This window comes from Citricoccus sp., from assembly GCF_035445025.1.
Lineage (GTDB): Bacteria > Actinomycetota > Actinomycetes > Actinomycetales > Micrococcaceae > Citricoccus.
This window is the reverse complement of record NZ_DAOMPX010000006.1, coordinates 64,861-77,564: the sequence shown is the minus strand read 5'-3', so window position 1 is coordinate 77,564 and position 12,704 is coordinate 64,861. Positions and strand designations below refer to the sequence as shown.

The window sequence follows — 12,704 nt, the reverse complement described above, 5'->3', positions numbered from 1 at the left end:
ATGACATCGACCGACACCGACACCGAGACCGGCAGGGGCGTGGGGGCGGCCGTCCAGCAGGCCCAGCAGAACACGGTGGGTGCCCTGGTGCGCCGCGCCGTGTCCACCTTCGGCGACACCGTCGCGCTGCGGTTCCAGGACCGTCACTGGAGCTACCGCGACCTGGGGGCGGCCGTGGACCGCGTGGGCCACCGGTTGAGGGACCTCGGGCTCGCACCGGGGGACCGGGTGGCGGCCTACGGGGTGAACTCGGACGCGTACCTCGTGCTGTTCCTGGCCTGCGCCCAGGCGGGCGTGGTCCACGTCCCGGTGAACTTCGCCCTCAAGGGCGGTGAGCTCGCCTACATCCTGGAGGACTCCGGGGCGCGGTTGATCGTGGCGGACAACGCCCTGGCCCCGCTGGTCCGCGAGGTCCTGGACGGGGGCCGTGCGGCCGGCGTCGAGACCGTCCTGCCGATGTTCCCCGGTTCCGGCACGGGGCAGCAGTCCCTCCTGGAGACCGCTGAGGGCGAGGGACCCGGCTCCGGCCCGGGTGCGGGGGCGGAGCCCGGCACGGGCCCGGTCGAGACGGACCTGCTCCAGCTGCTGTACACCTCGGGGACGACGTCGGCCCCGAAGGGGGCGATGATGACCCACCGGGCGCTGATGGCCGAGTACGTCTCCTCGGTCATCGCCCTGGACTTCACGGCCGAGGACCGGCCGCTGGTGGCGATGCCGTTGTACCACTCGGCGGCCATGCACGTGTTCCTGTTGCCGTATCTCTCCCTGGGGGCCACGGTGCGCCTGCTGGCCAAGCCGGACGTGCCGGAGATCCTGCGCTACGTGGAGGAGGAGCACATCGGCTCCCTGTTCCTGGCCCCCACGGTGTGGGTACCGCTGTCCAACCATCCCGAGCTGGACACCCGTGACCTGTCCTCCCTGACGAAGGCCCAGTACGGGGCCTCGATCATGCCCGTGACCGTGCTGGGCCGGCTGCGGTCCCGGTTCCCGGGACTGGGGTTCTACAACTGTTTCGGCCAGTCCGAGCTGGGCCCGTTGTGCACCGTGCTGCGCCCGGAGGAGCACCACGCCCGACCGGCCTCCTGCGGGCGGCCGGTCTACCTCGTCGAGGCCCGGGTGGTCACCGCCGAGGGGCGCGTGGCCGAACCCGGCGAGCCCGGGGAGATCCAGTACCGCTCCCCCCAGCTGATGGACGGGTACTGGAACAAGCCCGAGGCCACCGCCGAGGCCTTCTCCGAGGGCTGGTTCCGCTCCGGGGACCAGGTCACCCGGGACGCCCAGGGGTACATCCAGGTGGTGGACCGCATCAAGGACGTGATCAACACCGGCGGGGTCATGGTGGCTCCACGGGAGGTCGAGGACTGCATCTACGAGCTCGACGAGGTGGCCGAGGTGGCCGTCATCGGCCTGCCCGACGAGCGCTGGATCGAGGCCATCACCGCGGTCGTGGTCCTCAAGGACGGTGCCGCCCTGACCGCCGAGGCCGTGCGAGCGCACGTCAGGGACCGGATCGCCGACTACAAGGTGCCCAAGCGCGTGGACTTCGTCGCCGAACTGCCCCGCAACCAGTCCGGCAAGCTCCTCAAGCGCGAACTGCGTGCCGAGCGCACCGAGACCCCGGTGCCGAGGGTGCAGTCGTGACGTCGCCGCTGCGGGTCGAACGCCGCTCGGGGGTGGTCCGGCTCGTCCTGGACCGCGTCGCCGCCGGCAACGCCCTCGACGAGCCCCTCGCGGAGGCCCTGGTCACGGAACTCGAACGCGCCGAGGCAGATCCCCGGGTCCAGGTGCTGACCGTGACGGGCCGCGACCGCTTCTTCTGCGCTGGCGGTGACGTCCGATCCATGGCCTCGGTGCCGGCCGGGGAGCGGCACGAGCTCCTGCTGTCCCTGGCGACGGCGACGAGCACCCTGATGACCGCCCTGTCCCGCACGCGGTTGCTGGTGGTCGCCGGGGTCAACGGCGCCACGGCCGGGGCCGGCCTGGGCCTGCTGCTCGCCGCGGACTGGGTACTGACCAGCGACGAGGCGAAGATCGTCGGGGCCTTCGCCGGCGTCGGGCTCACCCCGGACACCGGGGTGTCCTACCTGCTGCCGCGTACCGTCGGATATCACCGGGCGGTTGAGCTGACCCTGGGTGGACGCCGGCTGGGCGGGGCGGAGGCCGTGGAGTGGGGGCTGGCCAGCCAGTCCGTCCCGGCCGCCGGCTTCGCCCGCCGGCTGACGGAGGCCGAGGACGCGTTCGCGGCCAACGCGGACCACGTGGTCGGCCCCACCAAGGCACTGCTCCGCGCCGGTCGCTACGGGGCGGACTGGGAGGAGCACCTGCGCGCGGAGGCGCGGAGCGTGGCGCGGTCGAGCACGCACCCGGAGAGCGTCCGCCTCGTGGACCGGTTCGCCGCGCCGGCGCCGGCGGCTCACCGCGCGGGGTAGGTGACCCGGCCGCCGTCGGGATCCACCACGGCACCGGCGGTGAGCTGGGCCGGGGGAGCCTTGCCCGGTTCCATGAGGTGGTGCACGGCCTCGCCCGCCGCGAGCAGGTGGTCGGCGATGATCCGGCGATGACACCGCCACCACACCGCCTCCGAGCACATCACCGCCGCCGTCCGCTCGGCACCCCACGCCCGCAGCTCGGCCAGTCCCGTCCTGAACTCCTCCGACAGGGCGTGGTCCGCATAGTTGTGGAAGCTGCGGTTCTCCCAGAAGCCGTTGACCTCCTCCGGGACGGACCGGTCGCGTGACCGCCGGCCGCCGAGGGAGGCCAGGCGCCGGTACTCGATGCCCGTCCCGGACAGGGATGCCGCGAGGACCTCCTGGTCGAAGTGCGGGTAGCGGCGCGAACCGGGCAGTCGCCGCACGTCCACGAGCAACCGGACGTCCACCGAGCGCAGCAGGTCCAGGAACTCCTCCAGCGTCCGGGTCGAGTGACCGACGGTGTAGAACGGAAAGTCCATGCCCCGAATCTAACGTCCCCGGCCGTCAGGTCCAGCGGGTCCATCAGGTGAACTTGCACTTGCCAGAGGAGAGGAGGAAAGTGTATGGGTGCATTCTCCAGAAACCATCGAACCCACCGCCGCTGAGCGGAACCCCTCGGGCAGGACGTTCTTCGGCCAGCCGGGCCCGCTCGCCAACCTGTTCAGCGTCGAGTTGTGGGAGCGCTTCTCGTTCTACGGGATGCAGGGCATCCTGCTCATCTACATGTACTTCACGGTCGCCGAGGGCGGCCTGGGGATCGACGAGGCGGTGGCCACCGGCATCGTCGGTGCCTACGGCGGCATGGTCTACGTGTTCTGCATCATCGGCGGCTGGGTGGCCGACCGGCTGCTGGGCTCGGAACGGACGATGTTCATCAGCGGGGTGCTCATCATGTGCGGGCACATCGCGCTGGCCCTGGTCCCGGGCGTCCCCGGGCTCGCGCTGGGCCTGGTCCTGGTGGGGCTCGGTTCGGGCGGGCTGAAGGCGAACGTCGCCAACCTGGTCGGCAACCTCTACACGCGGGCCGATCCGCGGCGCGACGCAGGGTTCTCCATCTTCTACATGGGCATCAACATCGGTGGCCTGGTCGGGCCCCTGCTGACCGGCTGGACCGCCCAGACCTGGGGTTTCCACGTCGGCTTCGGACTGGCGGCCGTGGGCATGGCCATCGGCCTGACCCAGTACGCGCTGACCCGCAAGAGCCTGCCGGAGCACGTCCACCACGTGCCCAGCCCGCTGCCGCGCAGCCAGTACGGCCGGTGGATCGGCATCACCGTCGTGGCCCTGGCGGTGATCGCGGTGGCCGTGGCCACCGGGCTCGTCAACGCCGCGAACCTGGCCGACGTCGTCGTCGTCCTCTCCGTGGTGGCCGCGATCGCGATCTTCGCGGTCATCCTCACGTCGGCCAAGACCACCGGCGAGGAGCGCAGTCGCGTGCTGGCCTTCATTCCGCTGTTCATCGGCTCGGCCGCCTTCTTCGCCCTGTTCCAGCAGCAGTTCACCGTCATCACCCTCTACTCGGACACGCGGCTCGACCGCATGCTGGGCGACTGGGAGATGCCGATCCCGTGGGTGCAGTCCTTCAACCCGTTCTTCATCATCCTGCTGGCCCCCGTCTTCGCCGCACTGTGGACGAAGCTGGGCCGCCGCCAGCCCAACACCCCGGTCAAGTTCGGGGTGGGCATCGCCCTGATGGGCGCCGCCTTCCTGCTGTTCCTGCCGATGGTCGGCACGGGAGCGGTACCGGTGCTGTGGATCGGGTTCATCATGCTGGTGGCCACCATGGGTGAGCTCATGGTCTCCCCGGTGGGGCTGTCCCTGTCCACCAAGCTCGCGCCCGCGGCGTTCCCGGTGATGATGGTGGCCCTGTACAACCTCTCGGTGGCCCTGGGCACCGCGCTGTCCGGCGCGCTCGCCGGCTACTACACCGCTGAGACGGAGGGCACCTACTTCGGGATCCTCGGTGCCGTGACCATCGCGATCGGCGTGGTCATGCTGGTCATCTCCCGCCCGGTGCACCGGGCCATGCGCGGAGTCCACTGACCTGCCGAGCGGGGAGGGCGGGTGCCGACCGGGACGATCCGGTCAGCACCCGCCCTCGGCGCGGCTCAGGCCGGTGAACGGAACGTCGCCGCGATCAGGGCGCCGTCGGGAAGGTCTGCCGAGCGGACGGCCTTGACGGTTCCGCCGGTACGCAGTACCCGGGCCGCGACCTCGTCCGCCAGGCCGTAGGTGTGGGCGCTGGGCTCCTCCGCGACAGTCACCTCGCCGTACTCGTCGATGGTGCCCTCGCGTTCGGCCGCGAGATCGAACAGCAGCACGTCCACCCGGCCCGCGGTCGCCGCCCTGGCGATCTCCCGCAGCTTGGCACTGGCCCGGCCATGGGCGCGCTGCGTGCCGAAGCGCTCGCGCCAGGCGGCCAGCTGGGTGGCGTAGTTGCGGTCCAGCACCTCACGGCCGCGCTTCCCCAGGTCCTCCAGGGACAGCGAGGCCGGGTTGACGCCGATGCCCTCCTCCACGAGCCGCTGGTAGGTGTTGACCTCCCGGTAGGCCGGTTCCAGGTCGGGGCTGGCCGCCAGCACCAGCGGGTGGGCGGACCCGTTGATCTGGCGCAGGACCGCCTCCTGGACGGTCGAGCAGTAGTCACGGCGCTGGACCTTGGGCCGCTGGTTCCCGTCCGCGCGCTGGCGGTCCATGCGGCCCTCGTTGTCGGCGGTCTGCAGTTCGAGGCCGAGGTCGTCGGGCAGCCCGGTCAGCGGCACCTCATGGCAGGAGGCGTCGGCCTCCAGGGCCAGCAGCCGCACCGATCCCTTCGTCAGTGCCAGCACGTACCCGCTGTGGGCGAAGGTCGTGGCCCGGATGAGGGGGCCGACGTCGAACCGGTCGCCGACGCTGCAGTGACTGTTCAGGTTGTTCATGAGCCGGAAGGCGCGCAACCCCGACGGCGAGACGAACACCGCGATGGAGCGCGCCTGGGTGGACCAGAAGTCCCGGTCCTCCTCCAGTGCGGCCACCTCGGCGCTGACGCGCTCCCGGTCCTCGGCGGGCACGGACCCGGGCAGCGTGGCCAGAGCCTCCGTGGCCATCGTGCGCAGGGCCACCTGGGCCGCCTCGGGGTTCCGGCCGATCGGCGCCCGGGCGTCGTCGGCCCCGGACGACGCAACATACAACGACACGCTCGCGGCGTGCCGGTGCTGCGTGAGCTCGGCGAAGTCTTCTGCTGAGGGAATGTCGATGCTCATGGGGACACGGTACCCACGTGTGACCGAAAGCACACCTGATTCCGGAGATTCCGTGCCCGGTTCTGCCGACTCGGCACCACGACGTCGGCCCGTCGCCCCCGGCCCACCGGTGGGCGTACGCTGTGCGCATGCAGACGCGCCCGGTGCGTACGGCGGGGGAGCGCAACCGCACCTTCGCCGGCATCCTGGCCAACACTGCCCTGGCCAACCTCACCACCAGCTACCTGTGGTTCGCCATCACCTTCTGGATCTACCTCGAGACGCGGAACGTGATCGCCACGGGGGTGATCGGCGGCGCCTACATGCTGCTGCTGGCCGCCACCGGGATCAGCTTCGGCACCTACGTGGACCGGTTCCGCAAGCTTCCGGTGATGCGGTTCGCGGGAGCCGTCACGCTGGCGATGTTCGCCGTGGCCGGACTGTTGTTCCTGGTGGCACCGGCCGAGGAGCGCAGCGCCCTGGACCGCCCGTGGTTCTGGGCGTTCGCCCTGTCCGTCCTGGCGGGGGCCGTCGTCGAGAACCTGCGGAACATCGCGCTGTCGACCACCGTCACCCTGCTCATCGACCAGGACCGGCGGGCCAACGCCAACGGCTACGTGGGCATGGTGCAGGGGCTGGCCTTCATCGCCACCTCCGTCCTGTCCGGGCTCTCGATCGGGTTGCTGGGGATGGGCCCGACCGTGCTGGTCGCCGTCGTCCTCTCGGCCCTGGCCCTGGCCCACCTGGCGATCCTGCGCCTGCCCGAGGAGGCCGCACCGGCTCCCTCCGACGCCCACGGGGGGTTCGACCTCGCGGGCGCCTGGTCCGCGATCCGGGACATTCCGGGCATGGTCGCGCTGATCCTGTTCACGACGTTCAACAACTTCATCGGCGGCGTGTACCTGGCCCTGATGGACCCCTACGGCCTGGAACTGTTCACGGTCGAGCTCTGGGGCGCCTGGTTCGCCCTCGGAGCCACGGGCTTCATCCTCGGCGGGGTCCTCGTCGGACGCCTCGGGCTGGGGCCCAACCCCATCCGCACCCTGTTGGGCATCGTCGCGATCATGGGGGTGATCGGTTCGCTGTTCACCATCCGGGAGTGGGGGTGGCTGTACGTCCTGGGCATCTGGCTGTACATGCTCGGCATCCCGGCCGTGGAGGCCGCGGAGCAGACCGTCATCCAGAAGGTCGTGCCGCTGCACCGCCAGGGACGGGTCTTCGGGTTCGCCGCGGCCGTCGAGTCGGCGGCGGCACCCGTGACGGCCTTCGTGGTGGCCCCGATCGCGGAGGTCTGGATCATCCCCTTCGCCCGGGGTGCCGAGGGCGGCGCGGCCCTGGAACCACTGCTGGGCACGGGGACGGCCCGGGGGATCGCGCTCGTCTTCCTCGTCGCGGGACTGGTCATGGTCCTCGCGGCGGTGGTGGCGTGGCGGTCGCCGGCCTATCACCGGATCTCGGCCGCCTACGCCGGACCCGTGCCGGCCCGGTCCTGACGGGGAGCCCGCCCATGGACCAGACTGGCGCCATGGACGCCACCGACATCCTCACCGACCTGGCCCGCAGGCCCCTCGACCAGCTCGACCTGTTCTGGGGTGAGGTGCACCCCACCCGGCTCAATGCGCATCCCGGTGGGCACCCGAACTCGATCGCCTGGCTCGTCTGGCATGCCGGCCGCGAGACCGACGCCCAGGTCGCCGCGCTCGCCGGCGTCGAGGAGACGTGGACCGCAGGGGACTGGCCCGGCCGCTTCGGGCCGACGGTGCCGGCCGAGGGCCACGGCTTCGGTCACTCGTCGGCCGAGGCCCGCGCCGTCGTCGTGACGGACAAGGGCCTGCTCCGGGACTACCTCGCCGCGGTCACGGGGGCCGCGACGGGTTACCTGGGCCGGCTGCGGTCCGACGACCTCGGCGTGGTCGTCGACGAGGGCTGGCACCCGCCGGTCACGCGGGGGGCGCGCCTGGTCAGCATCTTCGCCGATGCGCTCCAACACGTGGGCCAGGCAGCCTACGTGGCGGGAATGCCGGACGGCGACTGAGCCCGCGGCGCCGTCTCCCGTGCCGGTGGACACCGGGCGGGTGCGCCGAGGGCCGGCCCGCCACGGGGCGGGCCGGCCCTCACGGGTGACGCCGGAAAGGGGTCAGGACTGCTCGACCATGAAGGCCGCGAAGAACCCGGCGAGTTCCTCGTGGGCCTCCAGCGGCATCACCTGCGCGATGTACTGGTCCGGTCGGACGACCACGAGGGCACCGCGCTCGCGGTCGATGCCGCGCAGGTCGTAGATGTCCTGCGTGGCCGTCAGCCCGGGCACGTCACCGAGCAGGCGGCCGTTGGTCCGCTCCGCCGAGAACACCTTCTCGTAGTCGCGCAGGCCGAACCTCCCCTTCGCGGGGAGCAGGAACTGCGGGAGGGCGTTCAGGTCGACGTCCAGGTGCTCCTGCTGCAGGATCGCGCGGACGTCGAACACGGCGTCGTCGGCCCAGCCGGCCGGGGTGAAGCGGCGGACGGGGGAGGAGGCCGACTCGTCCAGGAAGGTGATGAGCCCGCGCAGCGCCGAGCCCTCGGACCCGGCGTCCGCGGCGTCGGCGGCGTCGGCGAAGGCGTACAGGCGCCACCGGCCGTCGGCCTCGTGCACGTGGCCCAGCTGTTCGGGCTTGGCATCGGCTACCCGGATGACCGGGGCCGAGTGGAAGCGGGTCCCGACCTCGAACCCGGTGGCGAGGTCCTGGTGTGCCGTCCCGCCGGTCAGCAGGGACTGGCGGTACACGGTGGACAGGCCGGCGGTGAACACGCCTCCGGCCACGAAGTGGGCCTCGACGTCCGTGGCGGCCACCCCGCCGGCCTCGGGGTGGTCGGGGTCCGCGACCTTGGAGCCCATCATCCTCGACCAGCGCTTGTCGAAGTCGATGAGGTCCTGGGCGATCGTCTGGCGCTCCTCGGAGTAGGTGGTGAGCAGCGACCTCGGGGACCGGCCCTGCAGGACCGCGGCGAGCTTCCAGCCCAGGTTGTAGGTGTCCTGCATGGAGACGTTCATGCCCTGGCCGGCCTTGGCCGAGTGGGTGTGGCAGGCGTCGCCGGCGATGAACACGCGGGGGTCGCGGCTGCCGGGCTCGGTGACGTCGTCGAAGCCGTCCGTGACGCGCTGGCCCACCTCGTAGACGCTCCACCACGCCACGTCGCGGGCGTCCAGGGTGTACGGACGGATGGCCTTCTGCGCCGCCGAGAGGATGTCCTCGTAGGTGGTGCGGTCCCGGATGCTGCGGTCACCCTCGGGGATGTCGCCGAGGTCCACGTAGTAGCGCACCAGGTGCCCACCCTCGCGGGGGATCTGGAGGAGCGCGCCGCTCGAGGACTGCATGACCGCCTTCTTGCGCACGTCCGGGAAGTCGGTCACGGGCAGGATGTCCATGACGCCCCAGGCGTGGTTCTGGGCGTCCCCGTGCAGGGCGCGGCCGATCGAGGTGCGGATCGCCGAGCGGGCGCCGTCGCAGCCCACCACGTAGCGCGCCCTGACCGTGCGGGTCACGCCGGTGCCCTTGCCGTGCTCGTCCGTCTCCTCGAGGGTCACGGTGACGAGTGCCTCCGGGTCCTCGGGGACCTCGACGCCCAGGGCCTTGTAGCCGTAGTCGACCTCGAGCCGGGAGGGGGACTTGGCGGCCTTCTCCAGCAGCATCTCCTGCATCCGGGCCTGGTTGACGATGACGTGGGGGTACTCGCTCAGCCCGTCGGCGACGTCCTGGACCCGGCCGGTGCGGGCGATGCCCGTGCGGTCCGCGGAGTCGGGGGACCAGAAGGTGGTCTCGTTGACCCAGTAGGCCTCGTTCACCAGCGTGGATGCGAGCCCGAAGGCGTCGAACATCTCGACGGTCCGGCAGGACACGCCGTCGGCCTGGCCCACCGGCAGCGGGCCCTGACGGCGTTCCACCACGCGCGTGGTGATCTCGGGGAACTCGGCCAGCTGGGCGGCCAGGACGGTGCCGGCGGGCCCGGTTCCCACGACGAGGACGTCCACCTCCTCGGGCAGGGGGCCCTGTCCTCCCTCACGACCGGTGGCCGCGGGCTGGATGGTGGGATCGCCGTAGCGGTAGCCGTTCAGGTGATATTGCATGAGGCTCCTTCTCGCCGGAGGGGACAGGTGCGTGGCGGGGTGCCCACCAATCGTCCGTGTGCTGAATGATTCCGTGGCGATCATAACGCAGTCGCGTGACTGGAGCCACAGTATGCTGGGGCGGTCGCATCCGCACCCGTCGTCCGGCGAGGTCCGGGCGCCCGGCGGTGCATCGTCCGCCTACGCATGGACGCGGCAGATGGAACCTACTCGGAAAGGCAGTGCATGGTGGCGACGGAAGGGGACGGGCGGGACCGGGGCCCAGGGAGGGGGGCGCTCGTCGGACACCTGTTGCGCCGGTGCCAGCAGGTGCACAACGTCCTGTGGTCCGAGGAGGTCGGCTCGACGCTCACCCCCTCCCAGTACTCCCTCCTGGCCACCCTCACGGCAGCCGACGACGGCCTGGACCAGAACACGATCGGCCTCCGGGCCGGGCTTGACCGGTCCACCACGGCGGGGATCGTGCGACGGCTCCGGGACCAGGGGTGGATCCGGCAGTCCCGGGACCCCCGCGACGGCCGCCGGCAGGTCATCACGCTGACCGCGCCCTCCGGCGCGGCGCTGGCGGGACTCGCCGCGCCCGTGGCACGTGTCCAGTCGCGCTTCCTGGAGCCCCTGCCGTCCGGGGCCCGGGACTGGTTCACGGCACGACTGGCGCTGGTGGCCGACGTCGGTCCGTCGGGCCGGGACCGCCGGCCCGGTCACCTGATCCGGCTGGCCCAGCAGCGGCACTCGGTGCTGTGGTCCGAGGAGGTGGGCGGGCAGCTCACCGGTCCCCAGTTCGCGGTGCTGGACGAGCTCCGGCGGGCCGGGGGGATGGGGCAGGGCGCGCTGGCCGAGGCCTCGGCGGTCGACCGTTCCAGCGCCTCGGACGTGCTGGGCCGGCTGGAGGCGCGAGGCTGGACGGAGCGGACGGCCGATCCGTTCGACCGGCGGACCCGCCAGGTGGCGCTGACCCCGGCCGGCCGAGCACTCCTGGAGGGAGTCGACCCCTTGGTCCTGCGCGTCCAGGAGCGCATCCTGGCGCCGGTGCCGGAAGGGGAGCGGGAGCGCCTGGTGACCCTGTTGGGGCGCGTCGCCGAGGGTGGCCGGACGCCATTGGCGCCCGGCACGGGACCCCAGTAGTCTCAGTGCTGTACCGCGTGGACCCGCTCAGGACGGTCCAGCGTCCCCGATCACCTGGAGGAATCATGAGCAACATCCCCGACGGGCTTCGTTACAGTGCCGAGCACGAGTGGGTCTCCGGTCCCGACGCGGACGGCGTGGTCCGCATCGGCATCACCGACTTCGCCCAGGACGCCCTCGGCGACGTGGTCTACGTGGACCTGCCGGAGGTCGGCACGGAGATCGAGGCGGAGTCGACCGTGGGCGAGGTGGAGTCCACCAAGTCCGTCAGCGACCTGTTCGCGCCCGTCACGGGGACCGTCACGGCCCGTAATGAGGAGCTCGACGCCGATCCCGCCAAGCTCAACGCCGACCCCTACGGCGAGGGCTGGCTCATGGAGGTCTCGGTGAAGGACCCGGCGCAGGTCGAGGCCCTGCTCGATGCAGAGGGCTACCGTCAGCAGGTAGGCTAGTCAGGTCACGGAAGCACTACGTCCGGCCCGCCGCAGAGCGGGTCGGACACCACCTCGGAGGAGCAATGTCAGGCACCCAGCACCCGGGCGGCAGGGAACCGGGTACCGAGCCAGAGGCGCAGACCACCAGCATCGGACTGCCTGACCTCGGCGGTCCGGTCGATCGCGCGCTCGACGCGGAGGACCGCGCTGCGATCAACGCCCTGCCCATCGGATCGGCCCTGCTGGTGGCCCACGCCGGCCCGAACCAGGGGGCACGGTTCCTGCTGGACCAGGACGTGACCACCACGGGACGTCACCCGAACGCGGACATCTTCCTCGATGACGTCACCGTCTCCCGCAAGCACGCCGAGTTCCGCCGTCAGGGAGAGGGCTTCGTCGTCGTCGACTCCGGTTCGCTCAACGGCACCTACGTCAACCACGACCGGGTGGACTCGGTGGCCCTGCGCTCGGGGATGGAAGTGCAGATCGGCAAGTTCAGGCTGACGTTCTACGCCGGCACCCAGCGGCTCAGCGCCTGACCCGGGCCGGATCAGACCGACGAACGCCACCGAAAGAAGACCCGAGGAACCCTCCGTGACCGCAGCAGCCTCCCGCCGCACCGTCTCGACCGCCAGGACCGGTGCGAGCCGCGCCGTGATGAACATCGGTGAGGTCCTCGGCGAGCTCAAGGAGGACTTCCCCCAGGCCAGCGCCTCCAAGATCCGCTTCCTGGAGGAGAAGGGCCTGATCACCCCCCGGCGGACCGCCGCGGGCTACCGGAAGTACACGGACGCGGACGTCGACCGCCTGCGCTTCATCCTGGCACTCCAGCGCGACCAGTACCTGCCGCTGAAGGTCATCAAGGACTACCTCGACGCGGTGGACCGCGGTGACCATCCGGAGTCGCTGCCGGGCGGCCTCACGCTGACCCCGCGCTCGGTCTCGGACCAGCTCGCCCAGGAACTGGCGGGGCACACCCGGCCGCTGACCCGGGCCGAACTGCAGGGGATCTCCGGTGCCAGCGCCGACCTGCTGGACTCGCTCGAGCAGTACGGCATGATCGCCGCCGACGAGGACGGGCGGTACAGCGAGCACTGCCTCAAGGCCACCCGGTCCGCCGTCGTGCTGGCCGCCCACGGACTGGAGCCCCGGCACCTGCGTCCGTTCCGGGCGGCAGCGGACCGAGAGCTCGGTCTCATCGAACGGGTGACGGCCCCCCTGGCCAGCCGCCGCGACTCCGCGGCCGGGGCCCGGGTGGCCGAGACCGCCCGGGAGATCAGCGAGGCCTGCCTGGGACTGCACAGCGCCCTGGTGGGCGCCGCGGTCGCCGAACTGGATTCGTGAGGCG

At 71.5% G+C, this 12,704-nt stretch carries 12 protein-coding genes; 9 read left to right on the top strand and 3 right to left on the bottom strand.

All coding sequences use genetic code 11. The features are described from left to right. Both PLJ28_RS03890 and PLJ28_RS03885 read left to right on the top strand, forming a co-directional pair. Positions 1–1,641 (top strand): fatty acyl-CoA synthetase, encoded by a 1,641-nt coding sequence (locus PLJ28_RS03890; protein ID WP_324589891.1) that lies wholly within the window; start codon positions 1–3, stop codon positions 1,639–1,641. After that, positions 1,638–2,429, top strand: a complete 792-nt coding sequence (locus tag PLJ28_RS03885; protein WP_183526644.1) for an enoyl-CoA hydratase/isomerase family protein — start codon at positions 1,638–1,640, stop codon at positions 2,427–2,429. The genes PLJ28_RS03890 and PLJ28_RS03885 overlap by 4 nt, the downstream gene beginning before the upstream one ends. Here PLJ28_RS03885 and PLJ28_RS03880 read toward each other — a convergent pair. Continuing rightward, positions 2,414–2,950: a DUF488 domain-containing protein gene (locus PLJ28_RS03880; RefSeq protein WP_183526642.1), complete on the bottom strand. Its 537-nt coding sequence runs from the start codon at positions 2,948–2,950 to the stop codon at positions 2,414–2,416. The two genes, PLJ28_RS03885 and PLJ28_RS03880, sit on opposite strands and share 16 nt — an antisense overlap. 88 nt (positions 2,951–3,038) lie before the next feature. On the opposite strand from PLJ28_RS03880, the gene PLJ28_RS03875 reads away from it, so the two are divergent. Beyond that, positions 3,039–4,514 (top strand): peptide MFS transporter, encoded by a 1,476-nt coding sequence (locus PLJ28_RS03875; protein WP_183526640.1) that lies wholly within the window; start codon positions 3,039–3,041, stop codon positions 4,512–4,514. 65 nt (positions 4,515–4,579) lie between these two features. On the opposite strand, the gene PLJ28_RS03870 is transcribed toward PLJ28_RS03875, so the two are convergent. Next, positions 4,580–5,713: a baeRF11 domain-containing protein gene (locus PLJ28_RS03870; protein WP_255459446.1), complete on the bottom strand. Its 1,134-nt coding sequence runs from the start codon at positions 5,711–5,713 to the stop codon at positions 4,580–4,582. 128 nt (positions 5,714–5,841) lie between these two features. On the opposite strand from PLJ28_RS03870, the gene PLJ28_RS03865 reads away from it, so the two are divergent. Both PLJ28_RS03865 and PLJ28_RS03860 read left to right on the top strand, forming a co-directional pair. Continuing rightward, positions 5,842–7,185 carry an MFS transporter gene (locus PLJ28_RS03865; protein ID WP_183526638.1) on the top strand — a complete coding sequence of 448 codons (1,344 nt, stop codon included), beginning with the start codon at positions 5,842–5,844 and terminating at the stop codon, positions 7,183–7,185. Between the two features lie 14 nt (positions 7,186–7,199). Then, positions 7,200–7,727 carry a mycothiol transferase gene (locus PLJ28_RS03860; protein WP_255459445.1) on the top strand — a complete coding sequence of 176 codons (528 nt, stop codon included), beginning with the start codon at positions 7,200–7,202 and terminating at the stop codon, positions 7,725–7,727. Positions 7,728–7,829: 102 nt separating this feature from the next. On the opposite strand, the gene PLJ28_RS03855 is transcribed toward PLJ28_RS03860, so the two are convergent. After that, the gene (locus PLJ28_RS03855; protein ID WP_298044329.1) at positions 7,830–9,797 is read right to left on the bottom strand and encodes an FAD-dependent monooxygenase; all 1,968 of its coding nucleotides are present in this window, start codon (positions 9,795–9,797) and stop codon (positions 7,830–7,832) included. A 225-nt stretch (positions 9,798–10,022) separates the two neighbouring features. Between PLJ28_RS03855 and PLJ28_RS03850 the strand changes: the two genes are divergently transcribed. From PLJ28_RS03850 to ftsR, 4 genes are all read left to right on the top strand, one after another. Continuing rightward, on the top strand, positions 10,023–10,922 hold the full coding sequence (locus PLJ28_RS03850) for a MarR family winged helix-turn-helix transcriptional regulator (RefSeq protein WP_324589890.1): 900 nt from the start codon (positions 10,023–10,025) through the stop codon (positions 10,920–10,922). A gap of 65 nt (positions 10,923–10,987) precedes the next feature. Further along, a complete protein-coding gene (gene gcvH, locus PLJ28_RS03845; RefSeq protein ID WP_010143416.1) occupies positions 10,988–11,374 on the top strand; it encodes a glycine cleavage system protein GcvH in 387 nt (128 codons plus the stop codon). A gap of 65 nt (positions 11,375–11,439) precedes the next feature. Then, positions 11,440–11,895 (top strand): FHA domain-containing protein, encoded by a 456-nt coding sequence (locus PLJ28_RS03840; protein ID WP_010143415.1) that lies wholly within the window; start codon positions 11,440–11,442, stop codon positions 11,893–11,895. Between the two features lie 118 nt (positions 11,896–12,013). Further along, positions 12,014–12,700 carry a transcriptional regulator FtsR gene (gene ftsR / locus PLJ28_RS03835; RefSeq protein ID WP_298044359.1) on the top strand — a complete coding sequence of 229 codons (687 nt, stop codon included), beginning with the start codon at positions 12,014–12,016 and terminating at the stop codon, positions 12,698–12,700. The last annotated feature ends 4 nt before the right edge of the window (positions 12,701–12,704 follow it).